This window comes from Bradyrhizobium sp. CCGUVB1N3, assembly GCF_024199925.1.
Classification (GTDB): domain Bacteria; phylum Pseudomonadota; class Alphaproteobacteria; order Rhizobiales; family Xanthobacteraceae; genus Bradyrhizobium.
Genome location: NZ_JANADR010000001.1, coordinates 7116368 through 7136465 on the forward strand (window position 1 = coordinate 7116368; position 20098 = coordinate 7136465).

21 protein-coding genes are annotated in these 20098 nt (G+C 64.0%); 9 read left to right on the plus strand and 12 right to left on the minus strand.

The window, feature by feature from the left end:
• Positions 1 to 51 precede the first annotated feature (51 nt).
• The 5 genes from NLM33_RS33890 to NLM33_RS33910 all read left to right on the plus strand — a co-directional run bounded on the left by NLM33_RS33890 (position 52) and on the right by NLM33_RS33910 (position 6751).
• Complete coding sequence (locus NLM33_RS33890) at positions 52 to 1923, plus strand: AMP-binding protein (protein ID WP_254102867.1); 1872 nt, start codon at positions 52 to 54, stop codon at positions 1921 to 1923.
• Between the two features lie 100 nt (positions 1924 to 2023).
• Entirely contained in the window at positions 2024 to 3154 is a 1131-nt protein-coding gene (locus tag NLM33_RS33895) for an acyl-CoA dehydrogenase family protein (RefSeq protein WP_254102869.1), read from the plus strand.
• A gap of 140 nt (positions 3155 to 3294) precedes the next feature.
• Entirely contained in the window at positions 3295 to 4539 is a 1245-nt protein-coding gene (locus NLM33_RS33900; RefSeq protein WP_254102871.1) for an acyl-CoA dehydrogenase, read from the plus strand.
• 132 nt (positions 4540 to 4671) lie between these two features.
• Entirely contained in the window at positions 4672 to 5916 is a 1245-nt protein-coding gene (locus NLM33_RS33905; RefSeq protein WP_254102877.1) for an acyl-CoA dehydrogenase, read from the plus strand.
• Between the two features lie 136 nt (positions 5917 to 6052).
• Positions 6053 to 6751 carry a nitroreductase gene (locus NLM33_RS33910; protein WP_254102879.1) on the plus strand — a complete coding sequence of 233 codons (699 nt, stop codon included), beginning with the start codon at positions 6053 to 6055 and terminating at the stop codon, positions 6749 to 6751.
• A gap of 60 nt (positions 6752 to 6811) precedes the next feature.
• On the opposite strand, the gene NLM33_RS33915 is transcribed toward NLM33_RS33910, so the two are convergent.
• The 5 genes from NLM33_RS33915 to NLM33_RS33935 form a co-directional block, all read right to left on the minus strand.
• Positions 6812 to 7045: a hypothetical protein gene (locus NLM33_RS33915; protein WP_254102881.1), complete on the minus strand. Its 234-nt coding sequence runs from the start codon at positions 7043 to 7045 to the stop codon at positions 6812 to 6814.
• 182 nt (positions 7046 to 7227) lie between these two features.
• Complete coding sequence (locus tag NLM33_RS33920) at positions 7228 to 8013, minus strand: enoyl-CoA hydratase/isomerase family protein (protein ID WP_254102889.1); 786 nt, start codon at positions 8011 to 8013, stop codon at positions 7228 to 7230.
• Positions 8014 to 8025: 12 nt separating this feature from the next.
• Positions 8026 to 9135 (minus strand): cyclic nucleotide-gated ion channel, encoded by a 1110-nt coding sequence (locus tag NLM33_RS33925; RefSeq protein ID WP_254102891.1) that lies wholly within the window; start codon positions 9133 to 9135, stop codon positions 8026 to 8028.
• Positions 9136 to 9294: 159 nt separating this feature from the next.
• Positions 9295 to 9513: a hypothetical protein gene (locus tag NLM33_RS33930; protein ID WP_254102899.1), complete on the minus strand. Its 219-nt coding sequence runs from the start codon at positions 9511 to 9513 to the stop codon at positions 9295 to 9297.
• A 103-nt stretch (positions 9514 to 9616) separates the two neighbouring features.
• Positions 9617 to 11065 (minus strand): TAXI family TRAP transporter solute-binding subunit, encoded by a 1449-nt coding sequence (locus NLM33_RS33935; RefSeq protein WP_254102902.1) that lies wholly within the window; start codon positions 11063 to 11065, stop codon positions 9617 to 9619.
• A 405-nt stretch (positions 11066 to 11470) separates the two neighbouring features.
• Between NLM33_RS33935 and NLM33_RS33940 the strand changes: the two genes are divergently transcribed.
• Both NLM33_RS33940 and NLM33_RS33945 read left to right on the plus strand, forming a co-directional pair.
• On the plus strand, positions 11471 to 11818 hold the full coding sequence (locus tag NLM33_RS33940; protein WP_254106031.1) for a DUF3307 domain-containing protein: 348 nt from the start codon (positions 11471 to 11473) through the stop codon (positions 11816 to 11818).
• 125 nt (positions 11819 to 11943) lie between these two features.
• Positions 11944 to 12342 (plus strand): hypothetical protein, encoded by a 399-nt coding sequence (locus tag NLM33_RS33945; RefSeq protein ID WP_254102903.1) that lies wholly within the window; start codon positions 11944 to 11946, stop codon positions 12340 to 12342.
• Between the two features lie 102 nt (positions 12343 to 12444).
• Here NLM33_RS33945 and NLM33_RS33950 read toward each other — a convergent pair whose 3' ends face one another.
• Together NLM33_RS33950 and NLM33_RS33955 are read right to left on the minus strand one after the other, a co-directional pair.
• Positions 12445 to 12771, minus strand: coding sequence for a YkgJ family cysteine cluster protein (locus NLM33_RS33950; RefSeq protein ID WP_254106032.1), 327 nt, complete (start codon positions 12769 to 12771; stop codon positions 12445 to 12447).
• Positions 12772 to 12794: 23 nt separating this feature from the next.
• Entirely contained in the window at positions 12795 to 13493 is a 699-nt protein-coding gene (locus NLM33_RS33955) for a YafY family protein (protein WP_254102904.1), read from the minus strand.
• A gap of 113 nt (positions 13494 to 13606) precedes the next feature.
• Between NLM33_RS33955 and NLM33_RS33960 the strand changes: the two genes are divergently transcribed.
• Both NLM33_RS33960 and NLM33_RS33965 read left to right on the plus strand, forming a co-directional pair.
• A complete protein-coding gene (locus NLM33_RS33960; RefSeq protein WP_254102905.1) occupies positions 13607 to 13870 on the plus strand; it encodes a hypothetical protein in 264 nt (87 codons plus the stop codon).
• Between the two features lie 36 nt (positions 13871 to 13906).
• Entirely contained in the window at positions 13907 to 14635 is a 729-nt protein-coding gene (locus tag NLM33_RS33965; RefSeq protein ID WP_254102906.1) for a glutathione S-transferase family protein, read from the plus strand.
• A gap of 267 nt (positions 14636 to 14902) precedes the next feature.
• Here NLM33_RS33965 and NLM33_RS33970 read toward each other — a convergent pair whose 3' ends face one another.
• From NLM33_RS33970 to NLM33_RS33990, 5 genes are all read right to left on the minus strand, one after another.
• Positions 14903 to 16054, minus strand: a complete 1152-nt coding sequence (locus tag NLM33_RS33970; protein ID WP_254102907.1) for an ABC transporter substrate-binding protein — start codon at positions 16052 to 16054, stop codon at positions 14903 to 14905.
• Positions 16055 to 16145: 91 nt separating this feature from the next.
• Positions 16146 to 16565 (minus strand): thioesterase family protein, encoded by a 420-nt coding sequence (locus NLM33_RS33975; RefSeq protein WP_254102908.1) that lies wholly within the window; start codon positions 16563 to 16565, stop codon positions 16146 to 16148.
• A 12-nt stretch (positions 16566 to 16577) separates the two neighbouring features.
• A complete protein-coding gene (locus NLM33_RS33980) occupies positions 16578 to 17339 on the minus strand; it encodes an SDR family NAD(P)-dependent oxidoreductase (RefSeq protein ID WP_254102910.1) in 762 nt (253 codons plus the stop codon).
• A gap of 25 nt (positions 17340 to 17364) precedes the next feature.
• Positions 17365 to 19248 (minus strand): feruloyl-CoA synthase, encoded by a 1884-nt coding sequence (locus NLM33_RS33985; RefSeq protein ID WP_254102912.1) that lies wholly within the window; start codon positions 19246 to 19248, stop codon positions 17365 to 17367.
• A complete protein-coding gene (locus NLM33_RS33990; protein ID WP_254102914.1) occupies positions 19245 to 20054 on the minus strand; it encodes a crotonase/enoyl-CoA hydratase family protein in 810 nt (269 codons plus the stop codon). Before NLM33_RS33990 ends, NLM33_RS33985 begins: the two co-directional genes overlap by 4 nt.
• Positions 20055 to 20098: the final 44 nt, after the last annotated feature.

Here is a 20098-nt window from a genome sequence, read left to right on the forward strand (position 1 = left end):
AGCGCTGAACGAGAATGATCCGCAAAGGACAATAATTCCGGGAGACGCAAAATGAGTGGGAGTGCGGCGGCGATGATGACGAAGCCCGCTTTTCGCAAGATCGAATGGCTGCCGCGCGACATCGACGTCGAGCGGCGCGACGACGGCACGGTGGTGCTGAAGTCGCGCATTCCGCTGCGGCCTTACGAGGCGCACATTCCCGCCTCGCTTGCGAAATGGGCGAGGGAAGCGCCCGAGCGCATCTGGCTCGCGCAGCGCGGCGGTCCCGATCGCACGTGGCGCAAGGTCTCCTACGGCGAAGCCAAGCGCACGGTCGATGCGCTGACGCAAGGCCTGCTCGATCTCCGCCTCGACGGACGGCCGGTCGCGATCCTCTCCGGCAATTCGATCGAGCACGCGCTGATGACGCAGGCCGCGATGCAGGCGCGCTCTCCGGCAGCGCCGGTGTCGCCGGCCTATTCCTTGATGAGCCACGATCACGTCAAGCTGAAGTATCTGTTCGACTTGATCAAGCCGGCTGTCGTGATGGTGCAGGATGGTCCGACCTTCGGGAAGGCGCTCAGGGCGATCGACCTCACCGGTGTCACCGTTGTTCACGTCGCTCGCGCCTGCGAGGGCATCAAGAGCGTCAGTTTCGCTGAGCTCGCGGCAACGCCCGTGACGCCCGATGTCGACGCGTCGATCGCGAAGATTACGCCGCAGACCGTCGGCAAGCTCCTGTTCACCTCCGGCTCGACCGGCATGCCCAAGGCCGTCATCAATACTCAAGCGATGATGTGTGCGAACGCGGCGATGATGATGCAGGTGCGGCCGCGCGACCCGAACGGTCCGATCTCGACCATGCTGGACTGGATGCCTTGGAATCACACCATGGGCGGCAATGCCGCGTTTCATCCGATCCTGGTCGATGGCGGCACGCTCTATATCGACGATGGACGGCCGATGCCGGGCCAGTTCGAGGAGACGCTGCGCAATCTGCACGAGATCTCGCCGACCTATTACGCCAACGTGCCGGCGGGTTACGCCGCGCTTGCTGCGGCGATGGAGAAGGACGACGCGCTTTGTCGCTCGTTCTTCAAGAACCTCTCCATTATGGCCTATGGCGGGGCGCGGCTGCCGGACGACCTCTACGACCGCATGCAGGCGCTGGCGGTGAAGACCACCGGCGAGCGCATCGTGTTCTACACCGGCTGGGGCTCGACCGAGACCGCGCCGACCTCGACCGGCACCTATTGGGACACCGAGCGCGTCGGCCTGATCGGCCTGCCGTTCCCCGGCGTCGAATTGAAGATGGTGCCGTGCGGCTCGAAATACGAATTGCGCCTCCGTGGCGTCAACGTCACGCCGGGCTATTTCGGCCAGGCCGAGCTGACCAGGAAGATGTTCGACGAGGAAGGTTTTTACTGCATCGGCGATGCCGGTATCTTCGTCGATGACAGGGATCCCGTGCAGGGCATCATCTTTGCCGGGCGCGTCGTCGAGGATTTCAAGCTCACCACGGGTACCTTCGTGCATGTCGGCTCGCTCCGCACCGACGCGATCGCCGCCGCGACGCCGGTCGTGCATGATGCGCTGGTTGCCGGACAGGATCGCGCCTGCATCGGTCTGCTCGCCTGGCCGAACCTGCATGCCTGCCGCCAGCTCGTCGGCAATCCGGAGCTGAGTTTTGAGGATGCGGTGAAGCACCCCGAGGTGATCGCCTGCTTCAGGCGCGGGCTGGAGACGCACAACAGGGAATGCGAAGGCGCGAGCAGCCGCATCATTGCCCGCGCCATGCTAATGGTCGAGCCCCCCTCGATCGACGGCAACGAGCTGACGGACAAGGGCTACATCAACCAGCGTGCCGGCGTGGAGCGCCGTGCCGCGCTGGTGGAGCGGCTGTATGTCGAGAAGCCGGATGAAGGCGTGATCGTGCTGCGATGATCGTGCAACTCTCTCCACTGTCATTCCGGGCTCGCGACTTCGTCGCGCCCCGGAATGACGGCCACTATGAATGAGAACGAATAAACAAGGGTAGGCCGCCATGAACTTCGATTTCTCTGACGACCAGAAACAACAGCTCCGCGATCAGGCGCGCAAATTCCTCGGCGAAAAATGTCCGCCCAAGGCGGTGCGCGTCGTGCTCGATGGCAAGTCGCCTTATGACAAGGAGCTATGGAAAGGTCTGGCAGAGATGGGCTTCCTCGGTGTCGCTATCCCCGAGGAGTTCGGTGGTGCAGGTGCCGGCCATCTCGAGCTTTGCGTGATCGCCGAGGAGATGGGCCGTGCGAATGCGCCGGTGCCGTTCTCCTCGACCGTTTATCTGGCCGCCGAAGCGTTGCTGATCGCCGGGAGCGAGGCGCAGAAGACAAAATGGCTGCCTGCGATCGCCTCGGGCGAGGCGATCGGCACGTTGGCGCTGTTCGAGGGCACGGGCAACCCGTCGCCGAAGAACATCAAGCTTACCGCTTCCAATGGTCTGCTCAACGGTGTGAAGAAGCCGGTGCCGGACGGCGCGATTGCCGATTTCGCGATCCTTGCTGCGCGCACGGGATCGAGCGGCCGCGATAGCGATATCTCGTTGTTCCTCGTCGACCTCAAGGCCGGCGGCGTCGAGGCCAAGAGCCTCACCAATCTCGATCCGACGCGCGGCCAGGCCGAGCTCACCTTCAAGAACTGCAAGGCCGAGCCGCTGGGCGCGGCCGGCGAAGGCTGGAGCATCCTGACCCAGGTGCTCGATCGCGCCGCGGTGCTGATGGCCTTCGAGCAGGTCGGCGGCGCCGATCGCGCGCTGGAGATGGGACGCGACTACGCGCTCGACCGCATCGCCTTCGGCCGTCCGATCGGCTCGTTCCAGGCCATCAAGCACATGTTGGCGGACATGTATGTCTCGGCAACGTTGGCGCGCTCCAACAGCTATTACGGCGCCTGGGCGCTTTCGACAAATGCCGCGGAGTTGCCCGAGGCCGCTGCCGCCGCGCGCATCAGCGCGACGCAGGCGTTCCAGCATTGCGCCAAGAACAACATCCAGGTTCACGGCGGCATGGGTTTCACCTGGGAGTTCGACTGCCACATGTACTACCGCCGCGCCAACGTGCTCGCGCTGGGGCTCGGCAGCCTATCGTATTGGGAAGACCAGCTCATCGACCGCATGCGCAAGAAGAACGCGGCTTAACACGCCGTTCGTGTCCCGGACGCGATGCAGCACGTAGTGCTGCTTCGCAGAGCCGGGACCCAGGCTGCAATGGACCCCGGATCTGCAGCGCATCACTTTGTGCTGCGCTGCGTCCGGGGAACGAACCGAGAGATACTAAGATGAACTTCGACGACACCCCGCAGGAAGCCGCGTTCCGCGCCACGGCGCGAGCCTGGATCGCCGCGAATGCGCCGAAGCAGCATGAGGACGAGCTCCGCAAATCATCGCTTGGCCGCACGCAACTGAAGAACGCCAATATTCTCGACGTCGCAAAAGCCTGGCAGAAGAAGAAAGCGGATGCGGGCTGGGCCTGCCTGCACTGGCCGAAGGACTATGGCGGCCGTGGCGCCTCGCCGATCGAGCGCGTGATCTGGCAGCAGGAAGAGGGCGTATTCGGCAAGCTCTCTGCGATGTTCATCATCGGCCATGGCATGTGCGGGCCGACGATGATGGCGTTCGCGCGCGAGGAGCATAAGCGCAAATATCTGCCGCCGCTTGCCTCCGGCGAAAAGGTCTGGTGCCAGCTCTTCTCCGAACCGGCCGGCGGCTCCGACGTTGCGGGCCTGCGCACCCGCGCCGAGAAGGACGGCGACGACTGGGTGATCAACGGCCAGAAGATCTGGACCTCAGGCGCGCATTATTCCGACTATGGCATCCTGCTCACCCGCACCGATCCCAACGTGCCCAAGCACAAGGGCCTCACCATGTTCTTCCTGGACATGAAGAGCCGAGGGGTTGAGGTGCGGCCGATCAAGCAGGCCAACGGCAATTCCGACTTCAACGAAGTCTATTTCACCAATGTCCGCATTCCCGATCACCAGCGCCTCGGCGAGGTCAATGACGGCTGGAACGTGTCGCTGACCACGCTGATGAACGAGCGGATGTCGATCGGCGCGGGCGTTGCCACCGGATTCCCGGAGCTGTTCGACTATTGCTCGAGCCTGATGCTCGACGGCGGTCCTGCGATCGAAGACCGCAGCGTGCGCTCAAAGCTTGCAAACTACGCGGTGAAGGCGAGCGGCTTGAAATACACCAGCATGCGCGCGATCTCGGCGCTGTCGCGTGGCGAGCGTCCGGGGCCGGAAAACTCCATCGGCAAGCTGGTCGCAGGCTCCATGATCCAGGAGGTCGCGATGTACGCGCTCGACCTGCAAGGTGCGGCCGGCGTCGTCAGCGGCCCCGAGGACGCCGAAGTCGCAGGCCGTTTCCAAGCCATGCTGCTCCGCGCCCCCGGCACCCGCGTCGAGGGCGGCACGGACGAGATCATGCGCAACATCATCGCGGAGCGCGTGCTGGGCCTGCCCGGCGACATCCGCGTCGACAAGGACGTGCCGTTCAACAAGATCCCGACGAAGGGAAGATGAACTCGAATCGTAGAGTGGGCAAAGGCGCGGAACGCGCCGTGCCCACCACTTCTGTTGCGAATATGTCAAGGTGGTGGGCACGCTTCGCTTTGCCCACCCTACGCAGACTGAGCAAGGATTGAGAGGTCGGCCATGAATTTCGACGACACGCCGCAGGAAGCCGAGTTTCGCGCAACCGCCCGCAAATGGGTCGCCGCCAACGCGCCGAAGGAATTCGAGGAGGAGTTGTCAAAATCCTCGCTCGGTCGCATCCGGCTTGCCAAGCACGACATGGTCGAGGTCGGCAAGGCCTGGCAAAAGAGGAAGTCGGAGGCGGGTTGGGCCTGCCTGCACTGGCCGAAGGACTATGGCGGCCGTGGCGCAACGCCGATCGAGCGCGTGATCTGGCAGCAGGAGGAGGGCGTCTACGGCAAGCTGACGCAGCCGTTCCAGATCGGCGAGGGCATGTGCGGCCCGACCGTGATGGCCTGGGGCAGTGAGGAGGCCAAACGCCGATATTTGCCAAAACTGGCCTCGGGCGAGGAGATCTGGTGCCAGCTTTTCTCCGAGCCGTCAGCCGGCTCCGACGTCGCAGGGCTTCGCACCCGCGCGGAGAAGAAGGGCGACAGCTGGGTCGTCAACGGCCAGAAGATCTGGACCTCGGGTGCGCATTATTCCGACTACGGGCTCCTGATTGCGCGGACCGATCCCAACGTGCCCAAGCACAAGGGCCTCACCATGTTCTTCCTTGATATGAAGAGCCCGGGCGTCGAGGTGCGGCCGATCAAGCAGGCCAACGGCATGCAGGAGTTCAACGAGGTCTATTTCACCGACGTGGTGATCCCGGACAGCCAGCGCCTGGGCACCGTCGGCGACGGCTGGAACGTGTCGCTGACCACGCTGATGAACGAGCGCATGTCGATCGGCTCGCGGCTTGCGACCGGCGTGCCGGAGATGTTCGAGTTCTGCTCGAACCTGATGCTGGAGGATGGCCTTGCGATCGACGATCCCGCCGTGCGCTCGAAACTCGCGAGCTGGGCGGTGAAATCGAACGGGTTGAAATATACCAGCTACCGCGCCATTTCGGCGCTGTCGAAGGGCGAGCGTCCGGGCCCGGAAAACTCCATCGGCAAGCTGGTGTCGGGCATGATGCTCCAGGACATCGCGGCTTACGCGATGGACCTGCAAGGCGCGGCGGGTGTTCTCACCGGTGCCGACGAGGAGACGGTTCACGGCCAATTCCAGCAGATGCTGCTGTCCTCGCCCTCGATGCGTATTGCGGGTGGCACCGACGAGATCTTGCGCAACATCATCGCCGAGCGCGTGCTCGGCCTGCCCGGTGACATCCGCGTCGACAAGGACGTGCCGTATAACAAGATCCCCACGAAGAGGCGTTGAAGATTCTCGTGTCCCGGACGCGATGCAGCACGCAGTGCTGCTTCGCAGAGCCGGGACCCAGGCCACAATAGGCCCCGGCTCAGCAGCGCATCACTTCGTGCTGCGCTGCGTCCGGGGCACGAGAGCGAGTTAAGCGATGGACGCTACCGTTAATCAAAAAGACCGCATCGGCGTGCTCGAAGAGCTCCTCAACGAGCGCTATTCGGTGCGCGCCTTCCTGCCGAAGGAGGTCGATCGCGCGACCATCGCGCATGTCCTGACGACGGCCCAGCGCACCGCATCCTGGTGCAACAGCCAGCCCTGGCAGGTCGTGATCGCCAGCGGGGAGGCCAAGGAGCGCTTTCGCAAGGCGATCTACCAGGAAGCCTCCCGCGGCCTCGGCGACGATTACGATTTCACCCCGCCGCGCGAGTATGTCGGCGTGTATCTGGAGCGCCGCCGCGAGAGCGGCTTTCAGCTCTACAACACGCTGGGCATCGCCCGCGGCGACAAGGCCGCCTACGCAAAACAGGCGCTGGAGAACTACAACTTCTTCGGCGCGCCGCATATCGCGATCATTCACACCAACGAGCCGCTCGGCATTTATGGAGCGATCGATTGCGGCGCCTATGTCTCGAACTTCATGCTGGCCGCGCAGGCGCTCGGTCTCGGCACGATTCCGCAGGCCGCGCTTGCGCGCCATTCCGGCCTGATCCGTCGGCATTTTGATCTGGCCGATGACCGCCGCGTCGTTTGCGGCATCTCGTTCGGCTATGCCGACCATGCCCACAAGGTCAACAGCTACCGCACGTCGCGGGCAAGCCTGGCTGACACCGTGACCTTCGTGGACGAATGACCTTCGCACGACGAAAGCCCCGATCGTCATGATCGGGGCTTCGTTGTCGGACGCTGTCGCTTAGTAGATGCCGTAGCCGCAGACGTTCACGATGCGCACGCGTGGACCGTGGCGGGTGGGCACGACGCGTTCCTGGTAGCAGCCGCTCACGCCGGTGTTGACATAGATGCCACCAAAGCCCCAGCCGGGACCCCAGTGATGATGAAAGCCGTGGGCCGAAGCAGCGCTGGGCGCGAGGGCGGCAATGCCGAGCGAACCGGCGGCGACGAGACCAAGGGCAAGCTTGCGAAACATTCTCTTCTCTCCAGTGTGGCACGAGGCCGTTGTTGTGTCCCTGCATCTCGGTCGGCATGACTCCGAAACGCGTTCATTCGCGCCGGCAGGAATCGTGTTTCAGGATTGTTTCGTGAGGAGAGGAAGACGTTGGCCTCAGGCTTTCCGCGTCGTGAATGCTGCTTCGTGCGACGGGCCTTTTCTCAAAACCGCGGCGGCCGCTTCTCGGCAAAGGCCTTGATGCCTTCCTTGATCTCGTCGCCGCGCATGCTTTCGCGATGGCGGCGGTCGGTCGCCTCCCCGTCGAGCGCGCCGCGGGCGAATTCGTTGATCGCGCGCTTCATGCCGCGCATCGCGATCGGTGCGTTGCCGGCGAGGATGTTGGCGAGCTTGTCGACCTCCTCGTCGAGAAGCTCCGGCGCCACCATGGCGGTGAGATAGCCGATCCGCAGCATCTCCGGCGCGCTGATCTTCTGCGCGGTCAGGAACAGCATTTTGGCGTTGTCGACGCCGAGCCGGGTCACATAACGCCTGATGCCGCTGGCGTAGTAGTGAAGGCCCAGCCGTGCCGCCGGCATGAACATCTCGGCGGTGTCGGCGCCGATGCGGAAGTCGCAGGCGAGCGCGAGGTCGGTCGAGCCGCCATAGACGCCGCCGTTGAGGCGGCAGATCGTGGGCACGCCCAAATCCTCCAGGCGGTTGACCACGACCTCGAACGCCGAGCCCGCGCTCTGCTGCTCCCTGGCGCTCACCGCGCGCTCGGCCACCGAATTGAGATCGTAGCCGGCGGAGAAGGCGCGCCCGGTGCCGGTCAGCACCAGCACGCGGACCGCAGCATCGGCCTCGATCCGGTCGAACAGTTTCATCAGCTCGCCGAGATCTTCAGCCTGCAACCGGTTGAGATGCCTGGGACGGTTGAGGCGGATGGTGGCACGCGCGCCGTCGATGTCGAGCAGGGGCGCGCTGGCGGTCTCGGCCGCATCCGACATTGCTGTCTCCATTTACTTGTTTTCGAGCGCGCGGCGTTTGGCTTCGGCATCGATGGTCTCGGCGAGATCGGGATGCCGCGCCATCAGCACGCGGAAATCAACGAGGTCGAGCACGAGCAGCCGCGAGACCTTCACGGTCGTGACGTTGGCGCCGCGCAAATTGTTGCCGAGAAGCGCCATCTCGCCGAAGAAGGCGCCTTCGCCGAGTGCCACCTTCTTGCCGGGCAGATCGACTTCGACCTCGCCGGAGGCGATGAAATACATGCAGTCGCCCTGCGCGCCCTTCCTGATGATCATGGTGCGGGCAGGCAGGTCCATGGTGCGCAGCATATGGGTGACGTCGGCGATCGCGGAAGGGCCGAGCGCGGCAAAGAACGGCACCTTGCTGACGGTCTCCCACGTCTTGAGGAAATTGTCGCGGCGGGTCTCTGCTGCGAAGCCCGTCGCCAGAATACCTGTCCAGAGGCCGAACACGCCAAGGCCCGAGATCATCACCAGCGCGGCTACCATCCGCCCGAGCGGCGTCACCGGCACGACGTCGCCATAGCCGGTCGTCGTCAGCGTCACCACCGCCCACCATAGTGCCGACGGCACGCTGCCGAAGGTCTGGGGCTGCACGTCACGCTCCAGGAAATATTCAGCAACGGAGGCGAGGAACACCACCATCAGGAAGATCACGAGCACGCTGAGCAGCGGCCCCGATTCCAGCACCAGCACGCGGCGAAGCTGCCGCAGGCCCGGGATGCCCGGCACGACCTTGAGCACCCAGAGCACGCTGAGGAGCCATGCCGTCTTGGGTTCGACGCCCAGCACCAGCGCAACGGGCACTGCCAGCGCCCCAATCGCATCGACCAGCCCGCTCGAGGACAGCATGTAGAGCGCCAGCCGCTGCTGTCTTGCCATATGGCGCAGCCGGACCAGCCATTCGAACACGAAATAGGCCAGGCACGCCCACAGCAAGGCATTTGCCCCGTGATGCGCGGCTTGATAGGCCGGGTCGACCGTCAACAGCATCATGGTCACGACGCCGACCATGACCGCGACATAGGCCGCCGTGGTCATGTTCCGGCCGGCCGTCGCGGCCACGAATTTCGCCAGAGCGGGGATCAACGGCTTGGACATACGGGATTGCGGTCCGGTCTTGGCTGGATTGCCCGTCCCGGTTGGGACCGACGCGCCAAAGTGCCTGCGCGGGCGGGGGCCGTCAACGACAGGACGCTGACAGCGTTATCGGCGTCCGCCATGCAAGCCGCAATCCTGGGGTCGGATCGGCCGAGACCGTTACTTGAAATGCGGCGGCTCGTCGAAGCCGCGGCGGCTTGAGAAGAACAGCAGCGCCATCAGCCCGACGCCGACGATCACCGAGAAACCCGCGCCCAGCGCGAGCGCCACGTAACCTTCGGTCGGAATCGGCTCACCGTCGACGGACAGGGCGGAGTAAGCGAAATAACCGACGCCGGCGAGCATCGCGAGCAGGATGATGATGAGCAGTGAACGCATGGCCGATCTCCGGTTGCGCGGAGCATCAACGGTTGCAGGTCAAGTCGGTTCCAGGTGCGCGATGCCGCGCGCGGGTTCCCCGCGTCACGTGCGCGGCCGGGCCTCACGCGCTGTGTGCGGTCTTCACCACCACCACATTGGTGTCGTCATGCGCAGCCACCTCGCGCGCTGAGGCGTCGGTTTCGGCATCGCCAGCGTGCCGCTTCAGATGCTCGCGTCGCATGCCGATCTCGTCCCGGACGAATTCATAGCCGAGCTTGAACGTATCGAGCCCGTCGGTACTGATCGTGCCGTCCCTCAGTCCCACCACCGCTCTGCGCAGGATCGCTTCGAGCTCGTCCGCCAGGCACTCGAGCTCGTCGAGCGAATGGGCATGCTCGATGCGCTCGCCGACATCGAGGATGGCCGTGGACAGTTCGCTGGCCTTCTCCGGTGCGATCCTGGTGATCTTGGCGTAGATCGCCGCGAAGATCGAGCCGATGACGCTGAGCGCGCCGGCGCCCAGATACATCATGTCGCTGTATTTTTCCATGAACGACTTGGTGTCGTCGTTGATGTAGTCGGCCGCGCCCTGGTGCGCCATGACAAAGGCGTCCTTGTCGACGGAGGCCGGCTCGATCCGGGTCGCGAACCCGCTTTCGAGGCCGAGCCCGGACTTGTTCTCGTAGACGATGCGCGCGAGGTCGCCTGCGGTGGACAACGACATTTTCGACTGTGCGACCAGCAGCCATTCGAGCCCGATCGTGTCGAGATCGTCGTCGGGAATCTCCGGCGAGGTCGACAGCGTGCCCGCCGTCAAGGTCTCCTCGGAAATGCCGGGAATCTTGCGCGCCAGCGCCTTGGCCTCGTCGATGGCGTTCAGTGTGAAGCCGCCGCGCTTGGCGACCTGCTCATAGGCCTTGTCGCGGACCGCCTTCGAGGCGTGGACGACGGCGATCACCGCGGAATAGCCGCTCGCGGGCGCCAGCAGCTTGTCGAGTGTTACGCCCTGCGGGGCCATCTGCACGCGTGCCGCAGCGTCCGGCGTGTCGGGGACGTCGAGGATGCTGCGGACAAAGGCGAGCGAAGAGTCGTTCTCGGCCAGCACCGCGACCTTCTTCTTCTTCAATTCCGCGAGCGACTTGACCTTCTTGTTGCCGGGGCCGAGCAGCAGCACGAGATCATGCTCGAGGATGGCGAGCGCGCGCGCCCGCGACGGCACCTTGCCGTCGGTACGCAGGATGGCGAGGTCGGCCTGCTTGCGGTCGAATTGCGCAATCGCCTTGGCATTGTCAGGATTGTTGACGATCTTGATCCGGAACCGAGAGGCGTCATTCTTAAGCACTGTTGCGAGCTTTTTGGCGAAACGTGCCTCGTCGCTGTTGGGATCGCCGACTGCAAAGGTCAGGGTTTCCGAATTATGCAGCATGGCCCGGCCGCCCCAGACGGTGGCAAGCGACAGGATCAAGGTCAGCACGACATACAGCATGACCTGCTGCTGATTGGTCTTGATCACCTTCGGGCGCGACGGTGGGGGCTGCTCGGTCGATGACATCTGGCCTTCAGCACTCATGGCTGGCCTTATCCCGCTGCCAGGCGACGGCCGTCTTGCCGGCAAGGGCCGCCCGAAAATTCGTAAACACCTGAAAAAAGAACGATAATTCTCTGCTTGGGATGATAGCTAGCTCTCCGGCGGCAGAATGCAAATTTCGAGCCGCGGGTAACGTTACCGCGAGGAGAGGCGGCGGCGATCGGTTCCTATATCGTCGTTCGGTCACACCTTGCGATTTCCGGTTCCTTCCGGGGTGCATTCCGCCGCGAGAGATGTCATAAAAGCGCGATCTCGGCGATTTGGCCGGGGCCCAAGAAGAAGTCGCACTGAACGCTCCATTTTTTCTTCCACGTTCAATGAGGGCGTCCAGCTTTGTCGTTTCCACCCATGTCATCGGCGGTTCCGGTCGAAGCGCTCATTGGCTGGATGCTGCTGCTCACATTCAAGCACATCATCGCCGACTTCGTGCTTCAGACCGCCTGGATGGCGCACGGCAAGGACCAGAAGCATGGCTGGGCCCTGCCGCTCCTGGTGCACTGCCTGGTTCACCTTGCGGTTGCGCTACCGCTGATCCTGATAGTCGCGCCAAAATTCTGGTTCGTCGCCCTGATCGATTTCGCGATCCACATCACGGTCGACCGGGCCAAGGGGTTTGTCTCGGCCAATTTCGGCGTCAACCAGGAGCACCCCTGGTTCTGGACCCTGATCGGCGTCGACCAGGCGCTGCACCATCTCACCGGTTTTGGGCTGTCGATCTTCATGGCGGCGAACTGAGCCCGCAGGCTTCGGCGGCGTTCCGATTCGCAAGTGCGGAGAAAGACCCCGGGACACTCCGGCCCGTGTGGTTAACCTTTCGTTAGAGAATTGCGCAGCATCTTCGGCATACGAGGAGAATCGCAATGTTTTCAAGCCGAGACGCCTACGAAAGCGATTTCTGCCCGGTCCGCGACGAGCTCCTTGGCGAGATGTATCGCGCCAGCGAAAGCGGTCTGCCGAGACTGGTTGAGAGTGTTGCCCCCGAGGCCCGCGCCAGGCTGGCCCTGTTTTGCTACCGCCGCAGCCATCTGCATTCGCTGGCGGTCGCGATCGCGGCGAGCTGCACGGAGCGCGAACTGATCGAGAGCGGGGGGCGCGTCGGCTCCACGCTTTACGCGCTGTCGCGTGAAGGCACGGCCAAGGCATCGCCGTCGCCGTCGGGCAGCCGCAAGCCGATTACGCTGTCGACCAAGCCGCTCTCGGTGCTTGCGCCGCTCGAGGACGAGCTCGACGACGATCTCGCTGAAGCCGTTCCAGCCTGAGCTCTCTTTGTTGGCGCATGATCTCCGCGCCAACGTGTCCCGCGTTTGTCGCGAGGGAAAGCCGCTACGCACTTTGCGCTAACGCGGCCCTTCGGGTCCGGATCATGCGCTGGCCTCGATCACCGGCAGTCCGAACTTCCGCCGCGCCATCGCGCATTCGGCATCGCCGGGCATGCAGGTGCGACACACCTCCGGCCGCACGGCATAGATACCGCAGACGGTTGCATCCCCGATCTTTCCTTTCAGTGCCGAACAGCGATCGCCGTCGCAGCGCATGCCCGATTGCCGCTCGTTGACCAAGGCTTGCGGGATGGCTGCGAGTTCCTCCTCGCTCTCGATCGAGAAGCGCGGCCAATTCGCCGAATAGGCGCAGCAGGCGCCGCAAGCCTGGCAGAGCTGCGACAGATCGGTCGTGGAGTTCTGGTCCATGTCGCTCAAGTGGTCCTTGTCGCTCAATTGTCCTTCGGCGGTCCCCAGACCAGGCTCTGCCGCCACTTGGCGCGCAGCACGTCGCGCCGCTCCGGATATCTCTCGTCGAGATAGGTCGCATCCACCACACGATCGGTGCGGAAGCTGCGGAAATCGTTGCGCAGTTCGCACCAGGCTGCGAGCAGTCGCACGGCTTCGAGATAGCCGACCGCAATTGGCCAGATCGTGCGCTGGCTGTCGCGGCCCTGCTCGTCGCGATAGCGCAGCGTGATCTTCTTGCCCTCATGGATTTGCGTGCGCGTGCGCACCATGTCCATGCGGTCGGGTTCACGATTCCAGCTTGGTCGCGCGCGGCTTGCCGGCTCCAGGACGAAGGGACGCAGGCGCTCGGGCACGGTGTCGGCGATTTTCGCCATCAGATCCTCGGCGGCGCGCGCCAGCGCCGTGTCGGCGTGGCCGGCAACCCATTGCGCGCCCAGCACCGCCGCCTCAATCTCGTCGGGCGTCAGCATCAAGGGCGGCAGGTCAAAACCCTTTTCGAGGATGTAGCCCATGCCGGCCTCGCCGCGGATCGGCACGCGCTGGCCGATCAGCGTTGCGATGTCCCGATAGACGGTGCGCTTGGAGGTTTCGAGCTCGGCCGCGATCGTCTCCGCCGTCAGCGGTTTACGGCTGCGCCTTAAGACCTGGATGATCTGAAACAGCCGGTCGGCACGTCTCATGACACGTCTTCCGATTTGGCGCCGTTCAAAAACCGGCGCGCGGATGCTGACAGGATGTTGGCAGCAGGGGAGTTCTATACCGGGACAACACTTCGAATGAAGAGGATTTGTCCATGATGCTTCCCACCACCTTCAGCCAGGCGGGCCCGCTGTGGCGGGTGCAGGCCTTGCTGCAAACCTTCACTCTTGGCCGTCTCGGCGCGTTCGATCTCATGTTCGTCGACCTCCGTCTCGCGATCGTCGCTCTCATCGCGCGCTCGCTGCTCGGGGCTGCGGACGCCGTGGTTTGCCACGTCATGGGCCGCGCCTGGCAGGGGGCCCGCTTCACGCAGGATATCACGGCTGCTGCCACCACGGTGGCAGCAGCCGGTCGATAGGTTCCAACAACTGTTTCGGGGATCAGGAGCAATAGCATGATCACGCTTTACGGCTTTGGCATTGGCTTCGGCCTGCCGGAAATCAGCCCCTTCGTCACCAAGACGGAGGTGCAGTTGAAGATGGCAGGACTGCCCTATCGGAAGGAGCGGGCGATGCCGCCAGCTTCGCCCAAGGGGCAATTGCCGTTCATCGACGACGACGGCGAAGCAGTTGCCGATTCCACCTTCATCCGGGCGCATATCGAGCGCCGCTATGGTTTCGACTTCGATGCCGGCCTGTCGTTGCAGGAACGCGCCCAGGCCTGGGCGTTCGAGCGCATGATCGAGCATCACGTCTATTGGGGACTGGTCGGTGCGCGCTGGGTGGATCCGGTCAATTTCGCCAAGGGCCCGGCGCATTTCTTCGACGGCGCGCCGGAGCACAACCGCGAGAAGCTGCGCGAGGATGCGCAATTCCGCGTCGCCGAGAACTATCTGCTGTCAGGCCTTGGCCGGCACGCGCCCGATGACGACGTCGATCTTGCCGTGCGTTCGCTGTTTGCGCTGTCCGTGCAGCTCGGAGACAAGGCTTATCTGATGAGCAACAAGCCGAGCGGTGTTGATGCAACGGCCTTCGGCGCGCTCGGCGGAATTTTGACGCCGTTCTTCGAATCCAAGCTTCGCGAGCGCGCGGAAGAGTTTCCGAACCTCACCGCCTATGTCGACCGCATGATGGATCAGTACTATCCGGAGTTCGCCTGGACGAAGCTCCGGGAGGCGGCGTAAGGCGCATATCGCTTCCACAGGTTGGCTGCACCTCTCCCGCTTGCGGGAGAGGTCGGCGCGAAGCGCCGGGTGAGGCCTTTCTCCACGATGGGATTTGTTCCGGATATCTCGAACGATCCCCTACGCGGAGGCACCCTCACCCCACCCCTCTCCCGCATGCGGGAGAGGGAGCGCGGCAACCCCGGGGCTGCAACTCGGTTGTAAGCCAAAAAAAGAAAAGAGCCGGCCCTTGAGGGCCGGCTCTGATCGCCTTCGAGTGATGGGCTCTTACTTGACCAGCTTGTACTTGCCGTTCGTCACAGTGAGCAGGATGCGCGAGCGCTCGTCGAGGCCGTAGCGGTCCTTTTCGGTGAAGTTGTAGACGCCCTGGCTCGCGGCCAATTCCTTTTCCGACAGCAGGGCCTGGCGGATCGCCTCGCGGAATTCCGGCGTGCCGGGCTTGGCGGTCTTCAGCGCCGTCGGAATGATGCGCTTCAGGAGCTCGAACGCGTCGTAGGAGTGGCCGGCGAACTGGCTGCGGCTGTTCGGGCCGTACTTGGCTTCATAGGCGGTGTTGAGCGCGAGGCCCGGCTTCTTGGTCTGCGCCTCGTCCGGCTGGTCCTCCGGATCCATCACGGGTCCTGAAGCCATCAGCACGCCTTCCGCCGCCTTGCCGGCGATGCGGATGAAGTCCATGCTCGCCGCACCATGGGTCTGGTAGATCAGGCCCTGATAGCCGCGCTCGCGCAGCTCGGTCTGCGGCAGCGCGGCCGCGGTACCGGACGCGCCGACCAGGATCGCGTCGGGGTTGGCGGCGACGAGCTTGAGCACCTGTCCGGTCACCGACGTGTCGGGACGCGCGAAGCGCTCCTCGTCGGCGATGGTCATGCCCATCGGCCCAGTCTGCGCCTTCAGGTCGTTGAACCAGAGGTCGCCATAGGAGTCGGAATAACCGATATAGCCGACCGTCTTCACGCCCTTGGCCTTCATGTGGTCGTACAGCACCTTGCCTACGATCGGGATCGGCTGCGGCATCGCCACCGACCACTTCATGCGCTCGGGGGTGATCGGGAAGGGGGCGAGGCCGAAATGCGGAATGCCGGCTTCGTTCGCGACGTTGGAAACCGCGATCGTCGGCGGCGTCAACGCCGAGCCCATGATGATGTCGGCCTTGGATTCCGTGACGAAGCGGCGCGCATTGGTGGTCGCGGTGGTCGGATCGCCGCCGTCATCGAGCACGATCACCTTCAGCGGCACGCCGGCGATTTCCTTCGGCACGAACTCCAGCGCGTTGCGCTCGGGAATGCCGAGCGCCGCGCCCGGGCCGGTCGTGGTGGTGGTGATGCCGATGGTGATTTCGTTGGTCTGGGCCATCGCGGGCAGGGCCGGCAGGGCCAGTGTTGCCGCTGTTATCGCGACGCTCAAGTAAAACCGTTTCATTTATTCCTCCCTTAAGGTGTGTCTTTGAAAGCAGACTTTGTGATCGAATTCAGCCCCGTCTTTGGGCGGTGCGGCGATTTAGCTCCAGAATCTAATTGCCCACGAATTTGGCCACCATCTCCGGCGGAAACGGTGCGGATTTCAGCCTGTCGGGATTGGCCGGGTCGCGGCCGACGAGAACGCGGGTCTCGAAGGCCTCGATTGCCAGAGCCTCGCCCTTGTAGACGTTGTGCTTCACCTCGAAGCTCGAGCGCTTGATGCTCTCGATCTTCGTTTCGATGGTGATCCAGTCGCCATGGGTCGACGGGATGTAGAACTTCGCCCGCGTGTCGACCATGGGAATGCCGACCAGTCCGTATTTGTGGACCAGGTCCTGTTTCGAGAAGCCGGCCTTCTCGAACAGGACCGAGGTCGAATCGTCGAACATCGAGAAATAGCGCGGGTAATAGACGATGTTGGCGGGGTCGCAGTCACCCCACTGGATCTGAACGTCGCGCCGGTGAAAGAACATCCGTGATGGGCCCTACTTCGGCGCCATGCGCAGCGAGCCGTCGAGCCGGACCACCTCGCCGTTGAGATAGGCATTCTCGACCATGTGCAGCGCAAGCGCTGCGAACTCGTCGGCGCTACCGAGGCGGCGCGGGAACGGGATCGCGGCAGCGAGCGAATCCTGGGCCTCCTGCGGCAGGTTGGCGAGCAGCGGCGTGAGGAACAGGCCGGGCGCAATGGTCAGCACGCGAACGCCGAACTGCGCGAGTTCGCGCGCGATCGGCAGCGTCATGCCGACGATACCGCCCTTGGACGCCGAATAGGCGGACTGGCCGATCTGGCCATCATAGGCTGCGACGGAAGCGGTGTTGATGATGACACCGCGCTCGCCGCTCGCCTGCGGCTCGAGCTTGGACATCTCGGTGGCGGCAAGACGCAGCATGTTGAAGGTGCCGATCAGGTTGACCTTGATCACCTTGTCGAAATCGGCAAGCGCCATCGGACCATCGCGGCCGACCACGCGCTTGGCAACACCGATGCCGGCGCAGTTGACGAGCACGCGGGCCGGGCCGTGGGCCTTGGCGGCCGCCGCGATCGCGGCTTCGGCCGAGGCGGCGTCGGAGACGTCGCAGGTCACGGCGACGCCCTTGATCTCGGCCGCAACGGTTTCGGCGAGCTTGGTATTGAGGTCGCAGACCGCGACCTTGGCGCCCTGCGCCGCCAGCTTGCGTGCGGTCGCCGCACCCAGTCCCGATGCGCCGCCGGTGACGATGGCTGCCTGATCCTTCAACAACATGGCGTTCTCCTTTGGCGGATTGTTTCTAGGCGACCGATATCACACGGTCCGATGGATTTGCAGCATAGAGCTCGTCAATCAGCGCGGTGCGGTGCTCGAGCACGGCGCGCTGGTTGATCGAGCCTTTGTCGGTGACCTCGCCCTTGTCGATCGAGAGCGGCGTGTCCAGAAGGATCGCGCGGGTGATCCTGGTTGAGGAGCCGGTGGCCGAGCCGAGGAACTGGGTGAGGCGCTCGCGGAACGCCTCGCGGACCAGGCGGTCGCGCGCGGTGACGACGAGATCGTCGGCCGGCAGCGTCGGATTGATCAAGCGGCAGCCATCGAGGTCGAGCACCACGAGCGCGGAAATCTCGTCGCGGTTGATGCCGGCGATGACGACGTCGCGCACCAGCGGCGCGCAGGCCGCTGTGAGGCGCGCCCGCAAGGGGCCGACGCTGACCCAGGTGCCGCTCGCGAGCTTGAAGTCCTCGCTGACGCGGCCGTCGAAGTCGAAGCCGGCATTGAGGTCATCCGGGTCGGCGGGCTTCAGCGCATCGCCGAGCTTGTAAAAGCCCTCCTCGTCGAAGGATTTTGCCGTGACTTCGGGCTGGCGCCAGTAGCCAGGCATGACGTTCGGGCCCTTGCAGCGAACTTCCAGCTTGCCGTTGTTCGGCACGAGCTTGGCGTCATTGCCGGAGACGGGCAGGCCGACATGGCCGGAGCGGCTGGTGCGTGGATTGACCGACATGAAGAACGGCGCGGTTTCGGTGGCGCCCAGTCCCGTCAGCATCGGGACGCGATAGCCCTTCTCCTTCACCGCGAGCTCGTCGAGGCTGTTCCAGACGAAGGGAGAGAGCGCCGCGCCGGAGAAGAACATCGCGTGCAGGCGGTCGAAGAATTTTGCACGCAGGCCCTGGTCGTCGCGCAAGTACGGCAGTAGCGACTCGTAGCCTTTGGGCACGTTGAAATAGACTGTCGGCGAAATCTCCTGGAGATTGCGCACGGTCTCCTCGATGCCGCCGGGCACCGGCTTTCCGGCATCGAGATACATCGAGCCGCCGTTGTAGAGCGTCAGGCCGATATTGTGATTGCCGCCAAATGTGTGGTTCCAGGGCAGCCAGTCGATGATGACCGGCGGCTCGTCCTTCAGGAACGCCAGCGTCTCGCGCAGCATCACCTGGTTGGCGCAGATCATGCGCTGGGTGTTGATGACCGCCTTGGGATTGCCTGTCGAGCCTGACGTCAGCAGGAATTTTGCGATCGTGTCGGGGCCGATTCTGTCGTGCTGCTCATCGAGCGCAGGATGGATCGGCGTCGCCATGAGGTCGGCGAGCAGCGTGACGTCGCGCCCCGGCACGGTGCCATAGGACGCGGCGATCTCGGTGCCGAGCGAGACGTTGATGGCAAGCGCGTCCGCAAACTTGTCTGCGTCCTCGGCAAAGACGAGGCCCGGCGTCAGCAGCTTCATCAGATAAGAGAGCTTGCCGTAGTCCCTGGAGACCAGCGAATAGGCCGGCGAAACCGGGCAGAACGGCACGCCGGCATAGTATGCGCCGAAGGCAAGCAGCACATGGTCGATCGAATTGCCGGAGAGGATGACGACAGGCTTCTCCGCCGACAGGCCGCGCTGGATCAGGCCGGAGGCGATGTGCCGGCTCGCGGTGAGCAGCTCGGCATAGGTGATCTTGCGCCAGCCGCGGCCGCCTTCGCGCTCGGCCATGAAGACGCGATCCGGCGTGGTCTTCGCCCAATGATGCAGGCGGTCAGTGATGCGAACCGGATAGTCGCCCAGCGGCTGTTCTGGCCGCAGGTAAATCGTGCCGTCATCGCGCCGTTCGATGTTGACGACGGGATCGCCGAACGAGATCGGCCGCAGCGGGGAGGAGCTTGCGCCGCGCTCCGTGGTGGAAGAGGACGGCTTCGCGCTCATGACTTTGGCTTCACCTTGGCGGTCTTGTGCTCGAGGAACTCGCGGATCCGGCGCTTGGCTTCCTTGTCGCTCTGGGCGACCGTCGCCATCAGCGATTCCATCAACAGGCCGGCCTGCGGATTGGCCTCTGCGATCATCGGCAGCGCCTGGAGGACGGCAAAATTCGTCAGCGGCGCGTTGGAGGCGATGCGCGCGGCGAGCTCGAGCGACTTCGTCAGCGAGCCACCTTCCTCGGTCAGATATTGCGCAAAGCCGTAGGAGGCGCCTTCGGTCGCGGGATAGACGCGGCCCGTCAGCATCATGTCCATCATTCGTGCGACACCGATCAGGCGCGGCAGCCGCACCGAGCCGCCGCCACCGACGAAGATGCCGCGCTGGCCTTCCGGCAGCGCGAAATAGGTCGAGGGCTCGGCGACGCGGATGTGCGCGGCGCAGGCCAGCTCCAGTCCGCCGCCGATCACCGCACCCTTGAGCGCCGCGATCACGGGGACGCGGCTGTACTGGATGCGGTCGAACACCCGATGCCACATCTGGGAGTGCAGAAGGCCGCCGGTCGCGTCATGGTCGGTCAGCTCGGAAAGGTCAAGGCCGGAGGAGAAATGGTCGCCGATGCCATGGATGACGACCGCGCCGATGTCGTCCGGCAGCGTCGCAAAGCAGTCGCCGATCTCGTGAATGATGCCGTCATTGAGCGCATTGCGCTTGGCCGGCCGGTTCAGACCCACGGTCAAGACCCTGTCCGCCCTCTCGATCTTGAGCAGCGCATCAGGTCCCGCGGCTGCGGTCTCGGCGTTTCCCTGTGTCATTTGCGTCCTTTTCAGAATAGTTATGTTGTATAACGAATTTCCGG

Bases quoted from the DNA above. Each gene is read 5' to 3' on its own strand.
- NLM33_RS33900 (WP_254102871.1), top strand. From the start codon at position 3,295: ATGAACTTCGACGACACCCCGCAGGAAGCCGCGTTCCGCGCCACGGCG.
- NLM33_RS33950 (WP_254106032.1), bottom strand. From the start codon at position 12,771: ATGGACCAGAACTCCACGACCGATCTGTCGCAGCTCTGCCAGGCTTGC.
- NLM33_RS33935 (WP_254102902.1), bottom strand. From the start codon at position 11,065: ATGAGTGCTGAAGGCCAGATGTCATCGACCGAGCAGCCCCCACCGTCG.
- NLM33_RS33980 (WP_254102910.1), bottom strand. From the start codon at position 17,339: ATGTTGTTGAAGGATCAGGCAGCCATCGTCACCGGCGGCGCATCGGGA.
- NLM33_RS33915 (WP_254102881.1), bottom strand. From the start codon at position 7,045: ATGTTTCGCAAGCTTGCCCTTGGTCTCGTCGCCGCCGGTTCGCTCGGC.
- NLM33_RS33945 (WP_254102903.1), top strand. From the start codon at position 11,944: ATGTTTTCAAGCCGAGACGCCTACGAAAGCGATTTCTGCCCGGTCCGC.
- NLM33_RS33895 (WP_254102869.1), top strand. From the start codon at position 2,024: ATGAACTTCGATTTCTCTGACGACCAGAAACAACAGCTCCGCGATCAG.
- NLM33_RS33920 (WP_254102889.1), bottom strand. From the start codon at position 8,013: ATGTCGGATGCGGCCGAGACCGCCAGCGCGCCCCTGCTCGACATCGAC.
- NLM33_RS33905 (WP_254102877.1), top strand. From the start codon at position 4,672: ATGAATTTCGACGACACGCCGCAGGAAGCCGAGTTTCGCGCAACCGCC.
- NLM33_RS33960 (WP_254102905.1), top strand. From the start codon at position 13,607: ATGATGCTTCCCACCACCTTCAGCCAGGCGGGCCCGCTGTGGCGGGTG.
- NLM33_RS33975 (WP_254102908.1), bottom strand. From the start codon at position 16,565: ATGTTCTTTCACCGGCGCGACGTTCAGATCCAGTGGGGTGACTGCGAC.
- NLM33_RS33930 (WP_254102899.1), bottom strand. From the start codon at position 9,513: ATGCGTTCACTGCTCATCATCATCCTGCTCGCGATGCTCGCCGGCGTC.
- NLM33_RS33910 (WP_254102879.1), top strand. From the start codon at position 6,053: ATGGACGCTACCGTTAATCAAAAAGACCGCATCGGCGTGCTCGAAGAG.
- NLM33_RS33965 (WP_254102906.1), top strand. From the start codon at position 13,907: ATGATCACGCTTTACGGCTTTGGCATTGGCTTCGGCCTGCCGGAAATC.
- NLM33_RS33970 (WP_254102907.1), bottom strand. From the start codon at position 16,054: ATGAAACGGTTTTACTTGAGCGTCGCGATAACAGCGGCAACACTGGCC.
- NLM33_RS33955 (WP_254102904.1), bottom strand. From the start codon at position 13,493: ATGAGACGTGCCGACCGGCTGTTTCAGATCATCCAGGTCTTAAGGCGC.
- NLM33_RS33890 (WP_254102867.1), top strand. From the start codon at position 52: ATGAGTGGGAGTGCGGCGGCGATGATGACGAAGCCCGCTTTTCGCAAG.
- NLM33_RS33985 (WP_254102912.1), bottom strand. From the start codon at position 19,248: ATGAGCGCGAAGCCGTCCTCTTCCACCACGGAGCGCGGCGCAAGCTCC.
- NLM33_RS33925 (WP_254102891.1), bottom strand. From the start codon at position 9,135: ATGTCCAAGCCGTTGATCCCCGCTCTGGCGAAATTCGTGGCCGCGACG.
- NLM33_RS33990 (WP_254102914.1), bottom strand. From the start codon at position 20,054: ATGACACAGGGAAACGCCGAGACCGCAGCCGCGGGACCTGATGCGCTG.
- NLM33_RS33940 (WP_254106031.1), top strand. From the start codon at position 11,471: ATGCTGCTGCTCACATTCAAGCACATCATCGCCGACTTCGTGCTTCAG.